23 protein-coding genes are annotated in these 22,523 nt (G+C 68.6%); 6 read left to right on the top strand and 17 right to left on the bottom strand.

Going from position 1 to position 22,523, the window contains the following annotated elements:
- Positions 1–174 precede the first annotated feature (174 nt).
- Entirely contained in the window at positions 175–1,314 is a 1,140-nt protein-coding gene (locus tag TPR58_RS14785; RefSeq protein ID WP_346247472.1) for a tetratricopeptide repeat protein, read from the top strand.
- Positions 1,315–1,421: 107 nt separating this feature from the next.
- Positions 1,422–1,832 carry a MerC domain-containing protein gene (locus TPR58_RS14780; protein ID WP_346247471.1) on the top strand — a complete coding sequence of 137 codons (411 nt, stop codon included), beginning with the start codon at positions 1,422–1,424 and terminating at the stop codon, positions 1,830–1,832.
- Positions 1,833–1,968: 136 nt separating this feature from the next.
- Here TPR58_RS14780 and TPR58_RS14775 read toward each other — a convergent pair whose 3' ends face one another.
- A complete protein-coding gene (locus TPR58_RS14775; RefSeq protein WP_346247470.1) occupies positions 1,969–2,430 on the bottom strand; it encodes a hypothetical protein in 462 nt (153 codons plus the stop codon).
- Positions 2,431–2,560: 130 nt separating this feature from the next.
- Between TPR58_RS14775 and TPR58_RS14770 the strand changes: the two genes are divergently transcribed.
- Complete coding sequence (locus TPR58_RS14770; protein WP_346247469.1) at positions 2,561–3,085, top strand: hypothetical protein; 525 nt, start codon at positions 2,561–2,563, stop codon at positions 3,083–3,085.
- A gap of 295 nt (positions 3,086–3,380) precedes the next feature.
- On the opposite strand, the gene TPR58_RS14765 is transcribed toward TPR58_RS14770, so the two are convergent.
- From TPR58_RS14765 to TPR58_RS14740, 6 genes are all read right to left on the bottom strand, one after another.
- A complete protein-coding gene (locus TPR58_RS14765) occupies positions 3,381–4,433 on the bottom strand; it encodes a LacI family DNA-binding transcriptional regulator (protein ID WP_346247468.1) in 1,053 nt (350 codons plus the stop codon).
- Positions 4,434–4,538: 105 nt separating this feature from the next.
- Positions 4,539–7,070, bottom strand: a complete 2,532-nt coding sequence (locus TPR58_RS14760; protein WP_346247466.1) for a glycoside hydrolase family 3 protein — start codon at positions 7,068–7,070, stop codon at positions 4,539–4,541.
- 101 nt (positions 7,071–7,171) lie between these two features.
- The gene (locus TPR58_RS14755) at positions 7,172–8,401 is read right to left on the bottom strand and encodes an alpha/beta hydrolase (protein WP_346247464.1); all 1,230 of its coding nucleotides are present in this window, start codon (positions 8,399–8,401) and stop codon (positions 7,172–7,174) included.
- Between the two features lie 74 nt (positions 8,402–8,475).
- Positions 8,476–11,607 carry a TonB-dependent receptor plug domain-containing protein gene (locus tag TPR58_RS14750; RefSeq protein WP_346247463.1) on the bottom strand — a complete coding sequence of 1,044 codons (3,132 nt, stop codon included), beginning with the start codon at positions 11,605–11,607 and terminating at the stop codon, positions 8,476–8,478.
- A gap of 386 nt (positions 11,608–11,993) precedes the next feature.
- On the bottom strand, positions 11,994–14,534 hold the full coding sequence (locus TPR58_RS14745; protein WP_346247462.1) for an ABC transporter permease: 2,541 nt from the start codon (positions 14,532–14,534) through the stop codon (positions 11,994–11,996).
- Positions 14,531–15,244 carry an ABC transporter ATP-binding protein gene (locus tag TPR58_RS14740; protein ID WP_346247461.1) on the bottom strand — a complete coding sequence of 238 codons (714 nt, stop codon included), beginning with the start codon at positions 15,242–15,244 and terminating at the stop codon, positions 14,531–14,533. Before TPR58_RS14740 ends, TPR58_RS14745 begins: the two co-directional genes overlap by 4 nt.
- A gap of 2 nt (positions 15,245–15,246) precedes the next feature.
- Between TPR58_RS14740 and TPR58_RS14735 the strand changes: the two genes are divergently transcribed.
- On the top strand, positions 15,247–15,957 hold the full coding sequence (locus TPR58_RS14735) for an arylesterase (RefSeq protein WP_346247460.1): 711 nt from the start codon (positions 15,247–15,249) through the stop codon (positions 15,955–15,957).
- A gap of 10 nt (positions 15,958–15,967) precedes the next feature.
- Here the strand turns inward: TPR58_RS14735 and TPR58_RS14730 are convergent, their stop codons facing one another.
- Together TPR58_RS14730 and TPR58_RS14725 are read right to left on the bottom strand one after the other, a co-directional pair.
- Positions 15,968–16,714: a siderophore-interacting protein gene (locus TPR58_RS14730; protein ID WP_346247459.1), complete on the bottom strand. Its 747-nt coding sequence runs from the start codon at positions 16,712–16,714 to the stop codon at positions 15,968–15,970.
- Positions 16,714–17,406, bottom strand: coding sequence for an O-methyltransferase (locus tag TPR58_RS14725; protein ID WP_346247458.1), 693 nt, complete (start codon positions 17,404–17,406; stop codon positions 16,714–16,716). The genes TPR58_RS14730 and TPR58_RS14725 overlap by 1 nt, the downstream gene beginning before the upstream one ends.
- A 150-nt stretch (positions 17,407–17,556) precedes the next feature.
- Between TPR58_RS14725 and TPR58_RS14720 the strand changes: the two genes are divergently transcribed.
- Complete coding sequence (locus TPR58_RS14720; RefSeq protein WP_346247457.1) at positions 17,557–18,360, top strand: AraC family transcriptional regulator; 804 nt, start codon at positions 17,557–17,559, stop codon at positions 18,358–18,360.
- Between the two features lie 170 nt (positions 18,361–18,530).
- On the opposite strand, the gene TPR58_RS14715 is transcribed toward TPR58_RS14720, so the two are convergent.
- On the bottom strand, positions 18,531–18,896 hold the full coding sequence (locus TPR58_RS14715) for a hypothetical protein (RefSeq protein WP_346247456.1): 366 nt from the start codon (positions 18,894–18,896) through the stop codon (positions 18,531–18,533).
- Positions 18,897–19,195: 299 nt separating this feature from the next.
- Here TPR58_RS14715 and TPR58_RS14710 point away from each other — a divergent pair, with 299 nt between their 5' ends.
- On the top strand, positions 19,196–19,429 hold the full coding sequence (locus TPR58_RS14710) for a hypothetical protein (RefSeq protein ID WP_346247455.1): 234 nt from the start codon (positions 19,196–19,198) through the stop codon (positions 19,427–19,429).
- Positions 19,430–19,436: 7 nt separating this feature from the next.
- Here the strand turns inward: TPR58_RS14710 and TPR58_RS14705 are convergent, their stop codons facing one another.
- The 7 genes from TPR58_RS14705 to TPR58_RS14675 all read right to left on the bottom strand — a co-directional run bounded on the left by TPR58_RS14705 (position 19,437) and on the right by TPR58_RS14675 (position 22,373).
- Complete coding sequence (locus tag TPR58_RS14705) at positions 19,437–19,658, bottom strand: hypothetical protein (RefSeq protein ID WP_346247454.1); 222 nt, start codon at positions 19,656–19,658, stop codon at positions 19,437–19,439.
- Positions 19,618–19,977 carry a hypothetical protein gene (locus tag TPR58_RS14700; RefSeq protein WP_346247453.1) on the bottom strand — a complete coding sequence of 120 codons (360 nt, stop codon included), beginning with the start codon at positions 19,975–19,977 and terminating at the stop codon, positions 19,618–19,620. Before TPR58_RS14700 ends, TPR58_RS14705 begins: the two co-directional genes overlap by 41 nt.
- Positions 19,974–20,273: a hypothetical protein gene (locus TPR58_RS14695; RefSeq protein ID WP_346247452.1), complete on the bottom strand. Its 300-nt coding sequence runs from the start codon at positions 20,271–20,273 to the stop codon at positions 19,974–19,976. The genes TPR58_RS14700 and TPR58_RS14695 overlap by 4 nt, the downstream gene beginning before the upstream one ends.
- Complete coding sequence (locus TPR58_RS14690) at positions 20,270–20,812, bottom strand: glycoside hydrolase family 108 protein (RefSeq protein ID WP_346247451.1); 543 nt, start codon at positions 20,810–20,812, stop codon at positions 20,270–20,272. Before TPR58_RS14690 ends, TPR58_RS14695 begins: the two co-directional genes overlap by 4 nt.
- Before the next feature lie 2 nt (positions 20,813–20,814).
- Positions 20,815–21,243 (bottom strand): hypothetical protein, encoded by a 429-nt coding sequence (locus TPR58_RS14685; protein WP_346247450.1) that lies wholly within the window; start codon positions 21,241–21,243, stop codon positions 20,815–20,817.
- Positions 21,236–21,376 (bottom strand): hypothetical protein, encoded by a 141-nt coding sequence (locus TPR58_RS14680; protein WP_346247449.1) that lies wholly within the window; start codon positions 21,374–21,376, stop codon positions 21,236–21,238. The genes TPR58_RS14685 and TPR58_RS14680 overlap by 8 nt, the downstream gene beginning before the upstream one ends.
- A gap of 100 nt (positions 21,377–21,476) precedes the next feature.
- Positions 21,477–22,373 (bottom strand): ROK family protein, encoded by an 897-nt coding sequence (locus TPR58_RS14675; RefSeq protein ID WP_346247448.1) that lies wholly within the window; start codon positions 22,371–22,373, stop codon positions 21,477–21,479.
- Positions 22,374–22,523 lie beyond the last annotated feature (150 nt).

The following is a 22,523-nucleotide window of genomic DNA, read 5'->3' as shown; positions in this document are numbered from 1 at the left end:
TCCACCGCGAGGCACATCCCGGAGTTCCGGGTTCGGCGGGACGCATTGGTCGGGCGGGATTACTGGGCGAACGCCGCGTATCGGCCGTGAGCGCCGGATGGAGGACGGGTGGACCCCGGCACTTCGGCCGGGGTGACGGCGGGGTTTGGGTTTGCCTGTCGGGGGCAGCGCCTGATGCCTGGTGACGAGGATATTGGCGCGCTGTTGCCGCGGGCGCCCGAGCCGCGGGCGGAGCGGCGCGAGGCGGCGCTGGCGGCGGCGATGCGGCGGTTCGACGGGCTGGCCGATCCGGACGCTGCGCCCGCCGAGGTAGCACGCCCCGCCAATGACGATCGCCCCTGGTGGCGGCTGAGCGGGCCCCAGGCGGGGGTCGCCGCGTCGATCCTGCTGGTGGCGTTGGTCGGCATTCCCGTGACGCTGATGGCCCCGCGCGACGAGGTGGCGGAGCAGATCGCGGCGAACCGCGCCCCTGCCCCCGCGCCACAGGCCGCCGATGCGCCGTCCGCCCCGGCTATGCCGCAGGCAACCGAGGGGCAGGCAGACGCCGCGCCCGAGCCGAAGACGGCCGCACCGCCAATTGCCGCCAAGCGCGCTCCGCCCGCGCCGATGCGCGAGGAAGCGATGACACCTCCCGCGGCCGCCCCGGCGGATATGGCTCCGGTCGGCGAACCGCGGCCCGACCCCCGGGTGATGGCGCGTCGCGCACCGCCGCGCCCTGCGCCGGCGAACGACGCACGCATGGCGGCGGCAGCGCCCGACGCCGAAGGCGCGCAGGAGATCGTCGTCACCGGACAGCGCGTGGCGCGTGAACGCGAGGACGTGTCACGACGTGCGGTGGCCAGCGTCACGGCGCTCTCCGCCGAAAGCATTGACCCTGCACCCGCGGCGCGGCGGGGTGACTGGAATGCCTGCACCATCGACGACCCCGCGCGCAGCCTGCGCAATTGCCGCCGCGCGATCGACGCCGACGCCGGGGGAGCGAAGGGAGAGGCAGCCGCCGCGCTCGGCCAGGGCCTGACGCGCGCATGGCAGGGCGAGTGGCGCCCGGCGATCGCCGCTTTCGACCGGGCGATCGCGCGCGATTCCGGAAACCCCCTCGCCTGGCTCAATCGCGGGCTGGCCCATCGGCGCAGCGGCAACCCCGCCCGCGCCCGCGCCGACCTGGACGAGGCGATCCGCCTAGCGCCCCGTGCCGCGCGCGGCTGGTATGCGCGCAGCCTGCTGCGCCGCGACCAGGGCGATGCCGAGGGCGCGCGGCAGGATGCCGCGCGCGCGATCCAGCTGAACCGACGTTACGCGGCGCTGCTCGACTGACCCCGTCCGAGCTGAAAAACGCTCGACCGGCAGCCCTTGAAACCATGATATAATGTATCATATGGGCAGCTCGCCCTGCCACTTTACCGCCTGCCCGACTGGACATCATGGTTCGACAATCCTGGCTGGACGGCGTCGCCACCGCGCTGTCGCTGACCTGCCTGATCCACTGCCTGGCGCTGCCGCTGCTGCTCGCCGCGCTGCCGGTGCTGGGCGCGGTGCTGCACCTGCCCGATAGTTTTCACGGCTTCGTGCTGGCGGCCGCCGTCCCGGTCAGCCTGTTCGCACTGCGATCGGGTCATCGCCGCCATGGGCGCAGCATCGTCCTGGGCCTGGCGATCACCGGACTGTCGCTGATGGCGCTGGGCTATGCCGGACCGGTCACGCCGCGCGGCGAGACCTTCCTGACCGTCGCGGGCAGCATTGCGGTGGCGATCGCCCATATCACCAACTGGCGCATGACCCGCCGGCGCGGCGCGTGCCCCGCGCCCGCCGCGACGCAGTCCACTTCTCGCTGACGGTCGAAAATCCCGCCAGCAACAAAAGCTTACCAAATCGCGCTTCGGGCGAAACATGCCTGCGCTATCTGGATCTCACCCGGGCGTCGCCTGCCAGCACCCAGTCGGCGTCCGGGACCATCCCCTTCCAGCAGCGTCACTTGCCCTTGGGCGGATCGAACGGGCATTCGTCGACGCCGTTCAGCGGCCGGCCGATCGCCGGGAACCACCGGGCGGTGGTCCCGTTGAAATAGCAGACGCGCGCCGACATCCGGCCCGGATCGACCAGGATCGCCCAGTTGCGCTCGCCACAGGCATGGGCCTGGCATCCGACCGCGACGATCTCCGCGCCCAGGCGATAGATGGCGGGCGACGGGCTGTCGTTGGCCTGAAGCACCCATTTGCGGACCACCGGATCGGCAACCACCGCCTGCACCGCGGCGCGCACCTTGGGGTGATCGAGAAAGGCGACGCCGTCGACCTTGTCGAACGGATATTTGCCGACATAGCGCTCGATTGCCGGGGCCGCGGCCTGCGGGGCGACCGGAGCCGGAGCCGGCGCGTCGGCCACCGGCATCGCTACCGCCATCTGGGTCAGGAGGATCGCGATCAGGTTCATATGTTACTCCTGTGTACGGGACCGGAACCTTCGACGGCGCAAAGCCGTTCTCGGCCGGTCAAACGGATATTGACACCGTTCAATTCGACCGCAAGGCAATACCGACAAAACAGCAGAGGGTTCCCGCCACATGATCACTTCGCTTGCCCTGGCCGTGCTGGCCGCCACCGGCCTGACCCCCGCAACGAGGCCGGCGCAGGGCGCGGTGACGTCCGATGCCCACCCGGCAAACGCCCAGGCCACCTGCCCCGGCGGCGACTTCGAGAGCTTCCTGCAGGCGTTCATCTCGTCGGCCGATGTGCGCAGGAAATACACGCCCGCCACGCTTGAGGAGCGCAGCTTTGCCGCCCCGTCGCGCCCCGGCGCCGCCCGTCCGGTCAATCCCGAAGCGTTCGAGATCACCATGGTCGACTATAGCTGGGCCGACCGGGCGTCGGTGGTGCGCTGGGAGAAGGACCAGACGCCGTTCACCGAACTCACGATCAGCATCAGCGACCTGCCCGGCGGCGCGGGCCGGATCGAGTATCGGCCGGGCCTGTTCAAGGACGAAGGCGAAGGGGACGGCAGGACGCTGATCCGCCACACCGGCAAGCCCCGCGCCTATGTCTTCAACCGCGTCGGCGACTGCTGGCGGCTGGCTCAGTGGTTGAAGTGAGGCGGCGGCGTCTAGGGTGAAGGAAGTGGGATTCGCGCAGAGACGCAGAGGCGCAGAGTAGGCGCAACGCCTCCGTCGCCTGGGCTGAGCCTTCCCAAGCGACGCCCGTATCACATCAGCCTCGTGCTCCGGCGAAGGCCGGAGCCCAGCTGCGGTGCATGCGAGTGTTCGCGAGAGCCAGGGGGCTTTCCCAACTGGGTTCCGGCCTTCGCCGGAACACGGAGTTGCCGAATGCTGCGTCTACGCCGACCCAGACCGCACCCCCTCTGCGCCTCCGCGTCTCCGCGCGAATAAATTAAAGAGGCGGACAGGTCGATTTGCGCACGACCAGCCGGTGGTCGAGCTGGACGTGCGCCGGCGCGTCGGACAGGCCGTCGACCATCGCCGACAGCAGCTCGATCGCCTCGCGCGCCATCAGCGTCAGCGGCTGGCGGACCGTGGTGAGCGGCGGCCAGGTGTAGCGCGCCGCATCGGTGTCGTCGAAGCCGACCACCGACAGGTCGCGCGGCAGGCGCAGGCCGCGGTCGATGCCGGCGGCGATCACGCCCGCGGCCATGCCGTCATTGGCGGCGAAGATCGCGGTCGGCGGCTCGGCCCGGTCCAGCAGGTCGCCGGTGATGCGATAGCCCGAGGCGGGCAGGAAGTCGCCCTGCGCGATCGGCGGTTCCCAGGCATCGGCCACCCCCGCCATGGCGTCGCGAAAGCCATCGACGCGCGCCGTCGCCGCGCCGTGATCGCTGGGGCCCGAGATCATCGCGATGCGCCGATGGCCCAGGCCCAGCAGATGCTCGGTCGCCGCCCGCGCGCCGCCGCGCTCGTCGATCGAGATCGTCGCCCCGCGCTCGGGGGCGATGCCCGGCGAGATGCGCACCGAGGGGATCGCGCGCGCGGCCAGCGCATCGAGCAACCCCGCATCGTCGCAGACGGGCGGCACCAGCACCACGCCGTCGATCTGGCGCCGCTGATAGCGCGACAGGTCCCGCGCCATCGCCTCGGCATCGAGATGGACGCCCTCGACCAGGAAGCGATAGCCATATTGCTGCGCGGTGCGCAGGGCCGCCGCCTCCAGCGCACCGATATAGGGGACGAGGAACCAGTCGTCGTCCTCGGGCGGCTCGACCAGTTCGGGATGGGTCAGCATCGCCAGCGTGTAGCCGCGCGGCCCCTTCAGCGCGCGCGCGGACAGATTGGGTTCATAGCCGAGTTCCTCGATCGCCTTGTTGACGCGATCGCGAAGCTCCGCCCCGACCTGCGGGTTGCGGTTGATCACCCGCGATACCGTCTTGGGCGACACGCTCGCCGATTTCGCGATATCGTAGATGGTCAGCGACGCGCCGCGCCTGGTCATGGGTTCCGGAACCTTGCTGCGAACAGTCGCCGCGTGGTGGTTATCGGTGTCCATGCCCCTTGCCAAGCGGCGCGACTCGAAAAGCCGCGCCGCTCGCAGCCGCTGTTACCCGGCCGGACAGGGCAAGGGCGCCTCGGCCTTGCCCAGCCGGACGTCGGACACGGTCAGCCCCATCGCGCCCGGGCTGGCCAGCACGAAGGGTGCGGTGATGCGGGCCATGTCCAGCCCCTTGCCGGCGAAGCAGCGCAGCGGAACCGCCACGCGCTGCCAGCCGCCTGCCGGCGCGGCCTTCACCGCATCGGTGATCGGCACGATGACGCGGGTCACGTCGCCGCTGACCATGCCCAGCTCGACCGGGCCGGTCGGCGCGGTATCGACGCGGAACTCGACGATCAGGCTGTCGCCCGCCGCCGCCTGGCGGCTGAGGTCGATCGGGCGGGCCGGCTCGAACCGCGCCTCGGCCGGGATGCGGCCGGTCCAGGTGAAGGCGCGCGAATCCTCCTGGGTGCGGCGGTCGACGTTGCGCACCTTGAACAGGTCGCCGAACAGCGCGCCGGTCGATCCGGTCACCACCGACTTGGGCATCTGCGGCACGCCGTAGAGCACCAGGTTCCATCCGTCGGGCGATCCGCCGCGGCCGAAGACGATATCGGTGGTCATCGCGCTGCCCATCGGGCGGTCCTCGTTCAGCGTCGGCACCCGGCCGGGCCTGGCATAGGTCAGGCCATAGCCGAACGGGAACAGCGGGTCGTAGCCGGCGCGGCGGCGGTCGAGCACGAACTGGTCGAGGCGCTTCGGCCAGGAGAAGCTGAGCGTGCCCTTGAAGTCATGGGCGATGCCGCCATCGGCCTTGCGGAACAGGACATCGGCGACGCCCCCACCCTCGGTCCCGGGCAGGAAGGCGGCGACGAACGCATCGGACGCATTCATCTCGGCATTGACCCACATCGGCCGGCCGGAGAGGAAGACCGCGACGACCGGGATCTTCTGGCCCTTCAGCTTGCGCAGCAGTTCGAGCGCCGACTTGTCGCCGGGGCTGAATTCCAGGTTCGGCCGGTCGCCCAGCATCTCGGCATAGGGCTTTTCGCCGAAGACCACGATCGCGGCGTCGGGTCGGGTGGTGAAGCTGCCGTCGGCCGAATAGCTTGCCTTGCCGCCGGCGGCCGCCACCGTCTGCTCGATGCCGTCGCGGATCGTCTGGCTGTTGGGGAAATCCGCCTTGGTGACGTCGTTGCCCTGCCAGGTGATCGACCAGCCGCCGGTCGCCTGCGAGATGTCGTCGGCCGCGGTGCCGGCGATCAGGATGTTGGCGCTGGGCTTCAGCGGCAGCACGCCTTCATTCTTCAGCAGCACCATCGATTCACGCACCGCCTGGCGCGCGAGCGCGCGATGCTCGGGCGCGCCGATCAGCTCGAACTTGCCGCCCAGCGCGCGCGACGAGGGCTTGCCCGCCTCGAACAGGCCGGAGCGCAGCTTCACGCGCAGGATCCGGCGGACGGCGTCGTCCAGCCGCGCGGCCGGGATCTCGCCCGACTTCGCCTGGGCCAGCGTATTGTCGTACAGCGACTTCCACTTGTCGCCCGAATACATGAACATATCGAGCCCGGCATTGATCGCCGACGGGCAATTCTCGGTCGTGCAGCCGGGCAGCTGGCCATGTGCGTTCCAGTCGCTGACCAGGAAGCCGTCGAATCCGATCCGGTCCTTCAGCACATCGGTCAGGATGCTGCGATTGGCGGTCATCTTGACCCCGTTCCAGCTCGAGAAGCTGACCATGATGATCTGCGTCCCCGCCTCGACCGCGGAGATATAGCCGGGCAGATGGACGTCGATCAGCTCGCGCTCGGTGACCAGCGCATCGCCCTGGTCGCGCCCGCCCTCGGTCGCGCCGTCGGCCAGGAAATGCTTGGTGGATGACACGACCCGGTTGGGCAGCAGGAAGTCCTTGCTGCCCGGGCGGCCCTGGATACCCTCGACCACCGCCCCGGCAAAGCCGCGCACGACCGCCGGATCCTCCGAATAGCTTTCATAGGTGCGGCCCCAGCGGTCGTCCTGCGCCACCGCGACGGTGGGCGCGAAGGTCCAGTCCTGGCCGGCGGCCGCGGTCTCGACCGCCGTCGCCTCGCCGATGCGGCGGGCCAGGTCGTAGTTTCGCGACGCGCCCAGGCCGATATTGTGCGGGAAGAGCGTGGCGCCGGGGACGTTGTTGTTGCCGTGCACCGCATCGGTGCCCCAGATCACCGGCACCTTGGGCCGGCCATCGGCGCGGTCCATCGACGCGGTGTAGAATTCGTCGGCCAGCCGCAGCCAGTCGGCCGGCGGCGCCTTGTCATTGCCATAGGGGCCGCTGGCGCCGCCGTTGAGGATCGACCCCAGCTTGTAGGTCTTCAGATCCTCGGGCTTGATGTTGGCGATGTCGACCTGGATCAGCTGGCCGACCTTGTCCTCGACCGACATGGCGGCAAGCAGTTGCTCGACCCGAGCCTCGATCCGCGGATCCCTGGTCACCTTGCTCTTCACCACCGGCCACAAGGCGGGGTTGGCGACGGCGGAGCCCGCGCGCTTTTCCTGCGCCGCGGCGGGCAGCGCGACGGCGACGCTGGCCAGGAGCCCAAGGGCGATCGGACCGAATCTCATGTCTAACCTCTCATCGTGATTTTCGGGCCTTGTGAACGTTCACAAAGCCCGGTGCAACGTCATTGCCGGGGGAGGCCAGCCCCTCCCCCGGGCAGAACGGACTATTGGAACAGGCGCGGCGCGAAATCGGCGAGATAGCGCCGCCAGTTGATCCAGGTGTGGCCGCCCGGCGTCTCCTCATAGACATGGGCGATGCCGTATTTGTTCAGCACGCCGCGGGTCGGCGCGACGGTGGGATAGAGGAAATCCTCCTTGCCCATCGCATAATAGACCAGCTTGAACTCCTTCGCCCCGCGCTTCAGCGCGGCATCGTTGGCGGTCTCGTAGTCGGTGACCTGCTTCTGCGCGTCCGGGCCGAAGCCCAGCCCCATCGAGAAGATGCCGATATAGCGGAACAGGTCCGAATGGGTCAGCCCGTTGCGGATCGTGTGCGCCCCGCCCATCGACAGGCCCGCCATGGCGCGGCTCTGCGGCGTGTTGAGCGTGCGGAAGCTGCGCTCGACCTGCGGCATCAGGTCCTTCAGCATGTCGTTGCCGAAGTCGTTGTTGTTGAGCAGGTCGGTGCCGGGCCGGTCGGGCGTATGGCCGAACGGCATGATCACGATCATCGGCTTCGCCTTGCCCTCGGCGATCAGGTTGTCGAGAATGTAATGGGCATGGCCGACGCTGGTCCAGCTGTCGTCGCTGTCGCCGGCACCGTGCACCAGGTACAGCACCGGATATTTGGTGGTGCCGTTCATATAGCCCGGCGGGGTATAGACGTGCGCCCGGCGCTTCACGCCCAGCGATTCCGACCAGTATTCGATCTCCGACACGGTGCCGTGCGGCACCTCGCGGCGATAGGTCTGGAACGCGCCCTCGGGACCCATCGTCTCGAAGGTCGAGTTGATCCCCATCCGCTCCTCGGACCAGGTGGTGCCCATCGGGTTCGGCACGCGGGCGCCGTCGACCTGGAAGTTGAAGCGATAGGTGTCGGCTGCCACCGGCTTGATCGTGGTCGCGCTCCACAGGCCGCTCGCGTCGCGCGTCATCGCCAGGCCGTACGGCGTGCCCGGCGGAAAGCCCATCGGGATGGCGTCGGCATTGTCGGTGCTGGTTACCTTCACTTCCTGCGCCTCGGGTGCGCAGATGCGGAAGGTCACGCGGCCGTCGGCCAGCTGCTCGACCGGCTTGTAGCTGGGCGGCGGCGCGAACATGCCCTGGGGGCGGCACGACGCCGCCTGGTCCGGGGCACCCTGCCCCGGCGCCGGCGCCGCCGGCTGAGCCCAGCCGATGGCCGGCGCCATGAGTGCGACGGCAGCCACTGCCATCCTCGATCCGATCGTCTTCATTGCCTTATGCTCCCTGAATTGATCCGGGGTTCCCCGTGAAGGGAACCCCGCCCCCTTTGATATGATCGGCCCGCTCAGAAGGCCTTGGTGACCGACAGCTGCATCGCGCGGCCGAATGCGTTGTGCGCGAACAGGTCGATCGACGAATTGCCGCTGGCGGTCGACAGCACGATCGGCGGTTCGCTGCCGAACAGGTTGTTGACCGTCAGGCCCAGCCGGACGCCGCGCATGAAGCTCCAGCGTTCCTCGCCGCGCGGATAGCTGAAGGACAGGCTCAGGTCGAAGGTGGTCCAGGACGGTACCCGGCTCTGCGGCATCGGGCTGGCGTTACCGCTCAGCGTGATCGGCAGGTCGTTGACATAGCTGCCGACATAATTGCCGAACATCGTCGCGGTGAACGGTCCGTTGTTATAGGTCACGCTGCCGCGTCCGCGCCAGCTGATCGGGTCGCCGACCGTGTCGAGCCGCTTGACCAGCGGCGCGCCCGCGACCGTCGCCTCGGCATTGCGCAGGATGTGGTTGACCGACACGTTGAAGCTGAACGCGCCGATATCGGTCATCCGGCTGTAGTTGACCGAGACGTCGATCCCTTCCTGAACCGTCTTGGCCGCGCTGATGCTGCGCCCGTCGATGATCAGGTCCGCGTTGCACAGGTCGCGGGGGTTGAAGCCGGCGATCGCGGAATAGAGGAAGCCCGAAAACTCCTGTGCCCGCGGATCGATCGAGGTGCATCCGGTCGCGGTGCGAACATTGTTCAGCGGGATGATATAGGCGCTGTAGCGATTATAGAGATCGACCGTGGCCAGCGCGCCCGGCACGAACGTGTTGATCGTGAACGGCACGCCCGCCGTGCCCAGCTTGTTGGCATAGTTCAGGTTGTAATAGGTGCCGGATATGCGCAGCCCCGGCGCGAAGGTCGGGGTGAAATCGGCGCCGAACTGCCAATTGGTGCCGGTTTCGGGGCGCAGGTTCTTGTTGCTGCCGATGATGTTGATGACGTTCAGCGACCCGTTGGGCTGGCGGGTGCCGTCCAGCAGCGCGGCGATCTCGGGCGTGGGGGTGATGTTGCCGCCCAGCGCGAACGAGAAGGCGCCCGAATTCAGCTCGGGCAGGCCCGGCGCACGGAACGACGTGCCCCAGGATCCGCGGATCTTGAACCCCTCGGTCACTTCCCAGGTGGCGCTGACCTTGCCGTTGGTGGTGTTACCGAAGTCCGAATAATCGTCATAGCGCAACGCCGCGCTGGCCGTCAGGTCACGCACCAGCGGCACGTCCATGTCCTGGTTGACCAGCGGCATGTAGAGTTCGCCGAACGCGGCATATTGGCGGCGCGTGGTGCGGGCATTGGCGTCGGGCGTCGACACCGATCCCGGATCGGGCGGACGGTTGCCGGCATTTTGCAGCTTCTGGATGCCGTAATAATATTCGCCGCCCACCGCGAACTTCCAGCGGCCCGGCGCCCAGTCGATCAGCGTGCCGTCGACCTTGGCGACGATGTCGTGGCTCCAGTTCTGGGCATATTGCTGGTTGTTGCCCAGGATGAAGTCGAGCTGCCCCTGGGTGAACGGTGCGGTCGACAGCGGGTTGAGCGCCAGCGGGTTGCTGGATGGCAGGTTGACCAGCTGCTGGATCGCGCTGACCGCGGCCAGCCCCGCGAGATTGTTCTGCTCGAACGAGATATAGGTGCCGAGATAGCAGATGCCGCAGGTCTTGTTCTGGCCGAAATTATAATAGGCCTCGGCCGTCAGGTCGGAGAATAGCGGCAGCCGCGCACCGAAGGTGTTGTTGAAGCTCTCGTCGAAATTCTCGTTCCCGATGCGCAGGTCGGCCGGCATCCGGTCGACCAGGTTATACTGCACCTGGATCGGCTGCGGCCCGAACGTGAAGTTGGTGGTGTTGAAGCGAAGCAGGTCGGGCAGGCCGGCCAGCGGCGCATAATATTGGCTGTCGGGATTGATGTTCAGCGTCGGGTTGGTGGCGGCATTGCCGCCGGCGAAGGTGCGGGTGAACTGGTCGGTCCGCGTCCAGAAGAATTCGTTGTAGAGGCTGAGCGATCCGACTTCCTGGTTGATCAGGATCGATGCCTGCTTGCGCGTCTGGCGGCTGAGATAATCGTCGTAGAATCCGCGTTCGGCCACGTTGGGATAGGTCGTGCAGGTCGTCGTCGCAGCACCGACGCACGATCCGCTGCGCACCTCGCGCAGGTCGGCCAGCGTCAGGATGCGGCCGTCGGGATTGGCGGGCAGCGCGTAATAGGTGTTGGCGCCGCCCAGGATGAAGTCGGGATTGACCAGCCCGGCGCCGAACGGGTTGGCGGGGTCGGTCGTCGGGATGACGATGTTGCCGTTCAGGGGAACCGTGGCGGTGCCCCCGGTCGTCAGTCGATTGTCGTTGCCGCCATAGGGCCGCTGATCCTCGCGCAGGCGCGGGTTGCGTCCGCGCAGATACGGATTGCGGCGCGAATATTCGAAGGTGGCGATGACGTTGCCGGCGCCGCCGGCGACGGTCCAGTGGGTTCCGGCGACGCCGCTGAGCGCCCATTCGTCATTGCCATAGGCACCGGCGGTGTAGCGGCCCGACAGCTCGACGCCGTTGAAATTCTTGCGCAGCACATAGTTGATCACGCCGGCGATCGCATCCGACCCGTACACGGCGGAGGCGCCGTCCAGGACCACCTCGATCCGCTCGACCGCCGCGATCGGCACCTGGTTCGCCTCGGTAAAGGCACCTGCGGTTCCCGACGGGGTGACGCGGTGGCCGTTGACCAGTGTCAGCGTGCCGCCCTGGCCGACGCCGCGAATGTTGATCGCGGTGCCGCGCGTCGGATTGCCGCCCGACTGGGCGCTGCCGCTGGGACCCGCGCTGGCGCCGTCGAACGATCCGCTGACATTCTGGACCTGCGGCAGGGTGCGCAGCACGTCGGCGACCGAGTTGCGGCCGCTCGACAGGATGTCGTCGCGGCTGACGGAGATCGCCTGGCTGCCGATCGGCTTCACGCCCGAGATGTTGGATCCGGTGACGACGATCTCTTCGCCGGCGACGGGTTCGGCATCCCGAGCCTGTTCCACTGGTGCGGCGACGGTTTCGTCCTGTGGCGCCGTTTCGGTCGGCGCTTCCTGAGCCAGTGCCTGGCCCGACATCAGCAACGTGGTGGCGATGACCGCCATGCTGGCGCGACCGCGCACGTCGCGTGCAAATCCCCTCATAATCCTCTCCCCCTCAACGAATTGACCCCTCGCCACCGGTATTCCGGCCTGCCGAGACACCGATGTCTAGTCACGGCCGGACATCGGTGTCCAGACAAATTCAGACAACGATGTCGGGATCGGGATGCTATTTGGCATAGCAGATTGAAAGAACAGGATTTCCTGACATTCCAATCGGTTGCAGTGTTAGCGCTACCTTGCTTTGGGAACGTTCACTCGAAAGGGAGGTTCGGGATGCCGGCCGACTCGGCGGTCTCGTGCGCCAGAAGCGCCAGTCCCGGATCAGAACCGAAATACGCCAACAGGCCGTCTGGCAATGCGCCTGTCGGTGCAGTGCGGCACCGGCCCACTCCAGAATCGCTCTTCCGCGATTTTTCAAACAGTCTCTAGAGCCGTCGCAGCGCCTGCGCCGGCCTGACCGAGAGCACGGGGATCGATCCGATCAGGCCGATCCCCAGCGTCAGCACCGCGCCCGCGGCCAGCGTCGACAGGACCACGATCCAGTCGGGCGACCAGTGGAATTCGAACACGCCGGTGATGACATACCAGGCCGCCAGCGTGCCCAGCCCCAGAGCCAATGCGGTCAGCACCAGCGCCAGCAGGGCATATTCCAGCGCCTGCGCCGCCAGGATCTGGCCGCGGGTCGCGCCCAGCGTCTTGAGGATGATGCTGTCATAGGTCCGCGCCTGCCGCCCCGCCGCGATCGCGCCGATCAGCACCGCGATCCCGGCCAGGATCGCGACCGACGCCGACAACAGGATCGCGGTCGCCATCTGGTCCAGGATCGTGCGCACCTGGCCCAGCACCTCGCTGACCGCGATGATCGACGCGGACGGGAAGGTGCCGAGCAGCGCGCGCGACACCGCGCCTTCGTGGCGCGGCTCGACATCGATCGTGGCGGTCAGGCTGTGCGGCGCCGCGATCAGCGTGTTGGGTGAGAAGACCAGCACATAGTTGAACCCCATCGTGTCCCAATTGACCTTCCGCAGCGAGGCGATGCGCGCCTCGATCTCGCGGCCAAGCACGCTGACGGTCATCCGGTCGCCGACCTTCAGGTTCAGGATGCGGGCCGCCTCGCGGTCGAGCGAGACGAGCGGCGGCCCGGCATGATCGCGCGGCCACCAGCTGCCGGCGACCAGCTCGCTCCCCTGCGGCAGCGTATCGGCATAGGTCACGCCGCGCTCGCCGCGCAGGAACCAGGCGCCCTCGGGCAGGGTCTGGAGGTCGGCGACGCGGGTGCCGCCATAGGCGGTGATCGTGCCACGCAGCGAGGGCACGACGTTCATCTGCGCCTCGGGCGCGGCGGCGTGGACGATGTCGTCGAAGCGCTCGCGCGATTCCGACGGGATGTCGAGCACGAACAGGCTGGGTGCGCGCTGCGGCACGGCGCCGTCGATCTCGGTCTTCAGGCTGGTCTGGATCGCCGCCAGCGTCACGAACAGCGTCAGCGCCAGGCCAAGCGCGATCACCAGCGCGACGGTCTGCGCGCCGGGGCGATGGAGGTTGGCGACCGCCAGCCGCAGCAGCGGGCGGCGCGGACGCGGCAGGCGCGCCGCCACCCGGCGAATGAGCGCGCCGATGCCCAGCAGCACCAGCAGTACCGCCGCGATCGCACCCAGCACCGCGGCGGCGAACAGCGGCTCGCGCGCGGTGACGAGCGCCAGCGCGACCACCACCGATCCGGCCGCGGCGACCAGCAGCGCGGTGCGCCGATCGATCCGCACCCGTTGCTCCACCCCGCTGCGCAGTTGCGCGGCGACCGGAAGCGCCCGCGCCCGCGCCAGCGGCGGCAGGGCAAAGGCAAGCGCGATCAGCGCGCCATAGGCGGCACTGGTCATCAGCGGCAGCGGATGGATGCCGATGCCCGGCGTGACCGGAAGCAGATCGCCGGCCAGCGCGATGAACGCCAGTGGCAGCACCGCGCCCGCGGCCAGCCCCGCCAGCACCGCGGCCGCCGTGGCGGCGCCGATCTGGAGCAGATAGATGCGGCTGATATCGCCCGAGCTCGCGCCCAGGATCTTCAGCGTCGCGATCCCGCCGCGCTTGTGCGCCAGATAGGATGCGACGCCGTTGCTGACGCCGATCCCGGCGATGACCAGCGCCGCCAGCCCGATCAGCGACAGGAACTGGCCCATCCGCTCGAAGAAGCGCACCGCGCCGGGTGCCGCCCGGTCGCGGTCCTTATACTCCCAGCCGGCGCTGGGGAACTTCGCCTTCAGGCGCGCGATCGCCGCCTCGGGACTGCGCCCGGGCGCCAGGCGGATACGGTATTTGGTCTCGTACAGCGCGCCCGGCTGGATCAGCCCGGTCCGCGCCAGCCCGTCCAGCGACACGATCGCGACCGGCCCCAGCGTGAACCCCTCGCCCACCCGGTCGGGCTCCACGTCGAGGATCGCGGCGATCCGGAACGCCGCCTCGCCATAGCGCACCGTGTCGCCGACGCGCAGCAGCAGGCGGTCGGCCAGTGCCCGGCCGATGACCACCTGGTCGGCGACCAGCGGGGCATAGGTGCCGGGCGCCAGCGTCACCGCGCCATAGAGCGGATAGCGCGGATCGACGCCCTTCAGCTCGGTCAACACCGCATCCGGCGCACCCGCCGCCGGAAGGGCGCGGCGGGCCATGGCGCGGGTGCGGATCGTGTCGCTGACCCTGCCCAGCCGGGCAAGCTCGGCATGTTCGGCCGGCGACGCCTGGCGCTGGGTCATCGCCACCTCGACATCGCCGCCCAGCAGCACCTGGCCGCGCGACGACAATTCGGAGGTGATCGACGCGGTCAGGCTGCCGATCGTCGCCAGCGTCACCACGCCCAGGAACAGGCAGACCAGCAACAGCCGCAACCCGCGAAACCCGGCATTGAGGTCGCGCCGCGCGATCCGCCACGCGGCGCGCCAGCCAAGCGCCCGCGCGCCGGTTGCCGTCCCGCTCAAGCCGCGCCGTCCGCGACGATGACGCCGTCGCGCATCGTCAGCACCCGGTCGCACCGCGCGGCCAGCGCGGGATCATGGGTGATGATCAGCAGGGTGGCGCCGGCGGCGCGCTGGCGATCGAACAGCAGGTCGACGATCGCGCCGCTGGTCGCACCGTCCAGATTGCCGGTCGGCTCGTCGGCGAACAGGATGTCGGGCCGCCCCGCGACCGCGCGGGCAATGGCGACGCGCTGCTGCTCGCCGCCCGACAGCTGCACCGGATAATGGCTCAGGCGGTGGCCCAGCCCGACCGCCTCCAGTTCGGCCGCGGCGCGATCGAACGCATCGGCGGCACCCGCCAGTTCGAGCGGCACCGCGACATTCTCCAGCGCGGTCATGGTCGGCAGCAGGTGAAAGGCCTGGAGCACGATGCCCACCCGCCCGCGCCGCGCCCGCGCCAGCCCGTCCTCGTCCAGCGTGTCATAATCGATGCCGGCGACGCGCACCGTCCCGCCGCTCGCCTGTTCCAGTCCTGACAGGATCGCCATCAGCGACGACTTTCCCGAACCCGACGGCCCCAGGATCGCGACGCTGGTGCCGCGGGCGATGTCGAGGTCGATCCCCTTGAGGATTTCGGTGGGCGCCGCGACGGCGCCAAGCGTCAGGGTGACATTGCGTGCGCGGATTGCGATATCCGCCGCCGGATCGATCGACATTATGGAAGGTGACATCCTTGTCCAACAGACTTGCGCCATATGCGGCCGCGCTGCTGCTGCTCCAAGGGCTGGCGGCGTGTTCGGACGGGAATAATGTCCCGAATCGGCAGGAAAATGCGAGCGATACGGCACCGGGCAACGGCACGGCGGTCGCCAGCATCAGCGAGCAGCGGCTGATCGTCGCGTTCGGCGACAGCCTCTATGCCGGGTACGGCGTGACCCAGCAGCAGAGCTTTCCCGCCCGCCTCCAGCGCGCACTCGCCGAAAGCGGGATCGCCGCCAGCGTGCGCAACGCCGGTGTCTCGGGCGACACCAGCGCCGCGGGGCTGCGCCGGCTGGCCTTCACCCTCGACGGGCTGGAGCGCAAGCCCGACCTGGTGATGGTCAATCTGGGCGGCAACGACATGCTGCGCGGCATCGACCCGGAGGAAACCCGCAAGAACCTGACCGCGATCTGCGAGGAGCTGAAGCGGCGCGGCATCCCGATCCTGCTGACCGGCATGATCGCCGCGCCGAACCTCGGCAAGGACTATGCCGACAGCTTCAACGCCATCTATCCCGACCTTGCGAAACGCTATGACGCCGCGCTCTACCCCTTCTTCCTCGACGGCGTGGTGACCGACCCCAGGCTGATGCAGGACGACCGCGTCCACCCGACCGCGCAGGGCATCGACGCGATCGTGGCGAAGGTCACCCCGCTGGTCGCCGGGGCGCTGGCGCAGCAGTGAGGCGGGGCGCTCAGTCGAGCCCGGTCTTGCCGGGCGCCCAATAGGCCTTGGTCGCGATGCGCGCGGCCGGGACGTGCCGCGCCTTCAGCGCGCGCTTCAGCACCTGGATCGATCCCGCGCGCCCGGTCAGGACCAGGGACGCGCCGGCATCGGCCTGTTCGACGAGCAGTTCCGCCATCGCCGGCAGATGCCCCTCGTCCGCGCACCGGGCGAACAGCGCGATGTGGCGAAGGCCGAGCGCCGCGGCGACCCTGCGGCCCCGATCCAGATCGGCGACCTCGAGCAGGATCGACACGTCCCATCCGGCCAGATGATACACGGCAGCATAGGCAAGGCCGAGCGACGTCTCGTCACCGCAGATCACCAGCGGTCCGGGCATCCGGTCGAGGGACAGCGACGCGCGCGGCCCGAACAGGTCGCAGCGGTCGCCGGGGACGACGCCGTTCAACCACCGGCTTCCCGGCCCGCCGCCATCGGCGACGCCCAGGATGCAGGCGCGCCCGGCGACCGGGTTCCACTCGATCGGCGTATAGGTCCGCGCCACGAACGCCGATCCCATCGCGACCTGCAGCTTCTGCCCCGGCGTCCAGTCGACGCCTTGCAGTACCGGTCCCTCCATCGTGATCAGCCGAAAGCCGTCGGCGACCTGCTCGCTGGCGACGATCGTCGCCGGCTTCATCAGCAGCCGGATCAGCGCCCGGTCCAGCCGGCCCGCGACCCTGAGCCCGGACGGTGCGGCGGCATCCATCGCGCCCATCACGCCAGCCTGACGGCGAAGTCGTTGCCGCGGCGAGAGTCCGGCAGCGCCAGCGACACATAGCCGTTGCGCGAATCGCGAACATGGTTCCGATAGTCCGGATCGAACGCATTTTCCGCGACCACCACCGATCCGGGCCTCAGGTGTGGCTCCACCAGCTTCAGCACCGGCAGATAGAGAGAAAAGGCGCCGTCGATCAGCAGCAGGTCGACCGTTCCGCCGACATCCCGCAAGGTCTCGAGCGCGTCCCCCGTGCGGATCTCGGCCAGGTCGGACAGGCCGGCGCGCGCCAGATGATCCTCTGCTCGCGCAACCTTGGCCGGCTCCATCTCGCTGCCGATCAGCGTCCCGCCGCCATTGTCGCGAAGCGCGGCCGCCAGATACAGGGTCGAGATGCCCATCGACGTGCCGAATTCGACGATGCGCCTCGCCGCGCACGCGCGCGCCATCGCATAGAGGAACCGGCCATAATCGGCCGACACCGCCAGGAAATTGCCGGCACGGGCGCGATAGGTCGCCGGGTAATCCGCGCGCTCCTGCGCCAGCAGATCGGCGACCACCGTATCGATCGAGGCACCCGGCGCCTCGATCGCCGCCATCATCTCCGCGACATGGTCCCGATCCGATCGTTCCGCGTCCTGGTGCAGCACCGCCAGAAGCTCGGCGAAGCGGGGGCTGGTCAATGTCGTCATGCGTGATCCTCAAACTCGTTGCCGCAAGGCGGGACGCCTCGACGAGGGACTGAAGATCGGATACCGGGCATCGCCAGTGGCGTCATTACGAAGTCCGGACAGAATGTTATTCGATTCCGCCATCACGGTCCGGCACAGGAGGGACAGCGAATGCCGATCCTGACCGATCTCGATGCCTCCCACTGGATGGAGCCCGACGAGGTGCCCCGCCCGATCGTCGCCTTCGGGGCGGAGATGTCCGACATTGGCGGGTTCGAGCTCGATTTCCATCGCCACGCCAAGGGACAGCTGCTGCTGGTCCAGCGCGGCGCGCTGAGCTGCGAGGTGGAGGGCGGATTGTGGATCGTCCCGCCCGGCAGCGCGCTGTGGATCCCCGGCGGCGCGCTGCACGCGATCCGGGCGACGGGTGCGCTCAAGGGGTACAACGCCTTTATCGGCTTCGACGTGGCGGTCGGGCTGCCCCAGGCCTGTCGCACGGTTTCGGTGACGCCGCTGCTGCGCGAACTGCTCACCCGCGCCGCACACCTGCCCTATCTCTACGAGGAAGGCGGCGCGAACAGCCGGCTGGTCGCGGTCATCCTCGACGAACTCGCCGCGGCCCGGGTCGAGGACCTGCACCTGCCGATGCCCGGCGATGCCCGGCTGAGGAAAGTGGCCGAGGCGATGATGGCCGCGCCCGCGGACCGGGCGACGCTGACCGGATGGGCCGCCCGCGCCGGCATGAGCGAACGGACGCTGGAACGCCTCATCAGCCGCGAGACCGGCATGAGCTTCGGCCGCTGGCGCCAGCAATTGGCCGTCGTCCTGGCCGTGAAATGGCTGGCCGACGGCGCATCGATCCAGCAGGTCGCCGGCGACCTCGGCTATGAAAGCGTCCCCGGCTTCGTGACGATGTTCCGCAAGGCGCTGGGGACGTCGCCCGGTCGGTACATGGCGGAACGCCACGCGCGATAGGGCGCACGCCTCTTGCCCTGGTGAAGTGGCGTGGCACATCCCGTACGCAAGGCCCTTGAGGCGTCGGCTCGCACTGGGCGAGGTACGGTCGCCATCGTCGTGCGGAACTGGGCAAGGGACGAATGCGCACATCCGGCCCGAGCAGGATCAAACCTCCGCCAGTCGTCGCATCAACCAGCTTGGATGCCCGGCCCGCCCGCGTTGCCGCTCCGGCGAGTCTCGTCGATCAACGCCCTCATCCGCGACATCAGGTGAACGATACCTGCGAGAGAGACCAGGAGCGTGATCCCTAGAGCCAATAGGACCGTCAGTATCCCGCTCCAATTTGGCTGGCCGCCCAACAGAAAGCCAATCTGCACGAGCGCGATGAGCACCCAAAGTTGCCAAACCGCCGCGCCAGCCAAGCCGAGCAGGATCAGCGATAAAACTGAATATCCCATCAGCTTTCGCGTCACTGACATGCTTCCGTCCTCCGGCCCATCCGCCTGCCGCATCGTCGCGATCACCAATGATTTGATAGTCTGCCTGATCGGCATAGACCAGCCGGGTTCGAACCGATGCGGATCGGCTCAACCTACGCTGCCGCCACGAGAGGTCGTATTCACCCGGCACCGATTTCCGTGAACGAGAGAGGCGAAAGCCCTTCATTTCTGCGGAAAGAATTGCGGGCAACGGCACACGCGCACGCAAGGTTACTACGTGGCGCAAGAAATCGCGCCGACCTATTGAAGTCCCTCGAGATGTTGTGAATGGTCCGCAGATGATGGTCTTTACAGCCCGATCGCCCTGGTTTGTTCGTTGACCGCTCCTGTACCTTTGGACCGCCGCCCTCGCCGTGGTCATAAATGTTGCCGCGGGCTGGCAATATGACGGTGATCTTGGCTGGTGGCTGACCACACTCTACGCTGCGCCCGTTCTGGGCCCCGCAAGCTATGTTCTTCAGTTCTTCGATGACAAGGGTGCCGCGATCGTGAGTTTCAGCTTCCTCATCACCCTGACGATCGGCCTCGCAATCGCCGTTCAACGGTGTGAGACGGCGAAGCTGACACGCTTTGACGACGGATGGTGATCGGTCGCTACCCCGTCCGCTTCACCGCCGCCCTATCCCGCGCCTCGCATCGCTCAATGATCGCCAGCGTGTCTGCCGTGCGGCCATTGGCCTTGTCGAGCTGCCCGGTCTGAGCATCTGCGAAGGCGATCCAGTCGCCGACCACGCCGCCCACCGGCAACGGCGCGCCGGGGACCCCCTGGCGCCAGCTATCGGGGATCAGCGTGCTGCACGCACCGGGGGTCGCCACGATAGGCGGCGCGCCGGCACAGCCCGGCAAGACCGGCATCGCGCACGCCATCGGCAACAGGCGCGCCAGCACCCTCGGCATTCCGGATCGCATCGTCATTCTCCCGTGTGAGGGCGTCGCCCCGTGTGTCGGCGGCGGCACGGTTGCCGACCGTGTCGACCGCGTCGCGGCCCGATCGGACCGCGGCATCCGCCTGGCCCTTGTTCAGCCTGGCCTCGCTCCGCGCGTTGCGCGCCGACTGGCAGGCGTCGAGCCACAGGATGCCCAGGACCAGGATGATGAGCCCAAGCCCGACCAGCAGCTTCGACAGGCGGGTCATGGCGCCGTCCCCTCGCCGTCCGCCGGCGGGTCGCCGCGCGCGGCGGGGATCGAGTTGGACAGCGCCTCGGTCAGCTTGTCGCGATCCTGATGCTCCCACAGCGACTTGATGACGCCCAGCACCTCGCGGAACGACAGCAGCAGCGCCGTGAACAGCCCGGCATCGGCCAGCGGCACCTTGCCGTCGGGCGTCACCTCGCCCAGCATCCCGTCGAAGGTGTGGCCGATCAGGAAGAGGATCGCCATCGCCAGCATCGTCATCGCGATCAGCCCGCCCAGCTGGAGCCGCACGCTCATGCCGCCACCCGCGTGCGCAGCCAGCCATAGGCAAAGGCGCGATTGGCCGGCCGCGCCTCGCACAGCTCGATATAGCGCGCCGCCTGCAGCCCGTTGAGCGCGGCCAGCAGCACGCGCTCGCCCTCGCCGCCGCGCCGCGCCAGAAAGGCGCCCAGCGCCGCCAGCGTCGCCCGTCCGGCCATGCCGTCGACGACCAGGTCCGGGCTGCCCGCGCGGTCGTTGCACGCGTTCAGCACGCGCTGGAGGAAGCGGGACGCGACCGGCGGTCCCATGTTGACGCCGGTATCGACCAGTTCGGCCGCGACCGGCATCGACATCCCGGCGATCGCCGCATAGCCCGGCGCGACGACATAGCGCCGGCGATAGATGTCGAAGGCGGTTGCGCGCGGCAGGTCGCGCATCGGCCCGGAATAGCCATTGGCCCGCGCCGTCGCGATCGTGATGCCGTAATTGGTCTCGCCCCCGGCATCGCGCGGGTCGTTCACATAGCCGCCCTCATTGGCCAGCACATCCTCGATGATGGCATCGATGGTCTTCATGATCACGGGCCCTCCGTTGGGGTTGCGGCGCGACGCTCGATCGCGACCGGCGGGGGAAGCGTCGCGGGCGGCGCCGGGATCAGGCCGGCGGACCTGCCGGCCAGCCACAGCGCGCTGAACAGGCTGGCGATGCCGATCAGTGCCGGCCACCAGCTGCGGATGCCGCCGATCAGGCCGATCGCGCCGTCGCGACGGTCCTTGTCGCGGAACAGGGTGTCGACACGGTCGTCGAGCGTTTTCAGCTCGACCGCCAGCGCGGCGACCGACTCGCCGACCTTGTTCGCCTCCAGCGCGGCCAGCCGCTCGAGCATGGTGACCTGGGTGCGCTGCATCTCCGACATCGAATCCGCCAGCCGCCGGATGCTGGCGGACAGGTCCTTGATGATCTCGTACTGGAATCGCGTGTCGCGTTCGGGCGAGGCGTCAGACATGGCCCGCCTCCCGGCCGATATCGCCCGGGACGCCGGCGGCAGCGGGGATCTGGGGTGGCGGCAAGGCGGCGGCGGACACGCTGCCGGCCGCCGGACAGGGGCCGGCAGGCACGCCGGTGGAGATGACGATCATTGGCTTTCCCGAGGATGGTTTCTCCTCGGGTTAGCCGCGCCCTGCGCGTTCAGGGGCGCCAGTGCACAGCCCGGCGCCGGGCGCTCTCAGGTCCGTGCGATCACTCGTTCCACAGGCGCGCGGCGCCGCGCACGCCCGAGCTGTCGCCCCAGCGCGCCGCCACGATCTGCCCCGACCAGCTGCCGCCGAAGCTGAACCGGTCGATCACCGCGGGCAATGCGGCATAGAGTTCGGTGACGTTGCTCATTCCGCCACCCAGCACGAACACGTCAGGATCGACGATGTTGACGACCATCGCCATCGCCCGGCCCAGCCGGTCGACATAGGCGTCGAACGCGGCGACGGCGTGCGCCTCTCCCGCGCGCGCGGCGGCGATGATCTCGGGTCCGGTCAGCGTCTGGCCGCTGCGCGCCGTCATATCCTTCTGAAGGCCGGTGCCCGACACCAGCATGTCGAGACAGCCATGATGGCCGCACCAGCAGGCGGGCCCGGGAAATTCCCCGGCCGTCATCCAGGGCAGCGGGACATGCCCCCATTCGCCGCCCATGCCGTTCGCGCCCTCGACGATCCGCCCGTCGATCACCAGCCCGCCGCCGACACCGGTGCCGATGATCACCGCAAAGGCGGAGTGTGCGCCCGCCGCCGCACCGTCGACCGCCTCGGACAAAGCCAGGCAGTTGGCGTCGTTTGCCATGCGCACGTCGCGGCCCAGCGCCTCTGCCAGATCCTCGCGAAAGGTCCGCCCGTTGAGGAAGGTGGCATTGGCGTTGCGCATCCGCCCGTCGCGCGGGTTGATCGATCCGGGCGTGCCGACCCCGATCGTGCCGACGCTGCCCGCCTCCGCCTCGGCCCGGGCGATCAGGTCGCGAATCTCGCGGATGGCGCGGTCATAATCCCCGGGGTTGGGCGTACGCAGCCGCGCCAGGAAGGTGCCGTCGGCGTCCAGCGCCGCGGCTTCGATCTTCGTGCCGCCCAAATCAATGCCGATCCGGATCATCATCCCCTCTGTTCCGGCCGAAACCGCACGACGCGATCCGGCCCCTCGATTCTTTTCATTTCCCGGAGCACGCGGCGTCCGAAGCGTCCCGTTCGCCGAAATGGCATAGATCGGCAGGATCGCTCCACAATAAATAACATAATTTGTGAT

The sequence above is a fragment of the Sphingomonas rustica genome, assembly GCF_039652585.1.
GTDB classification, from domain to species: Bacteria; Pseudomonadota; Alphaproteobacteria; order Sphingomonadales; family Sphingomonadaceae; genus Sphingomonas; species Sphingomonas rustica.
This window is presented reverse-complemented; position numbering and strand designations above follow the sequence as displayed.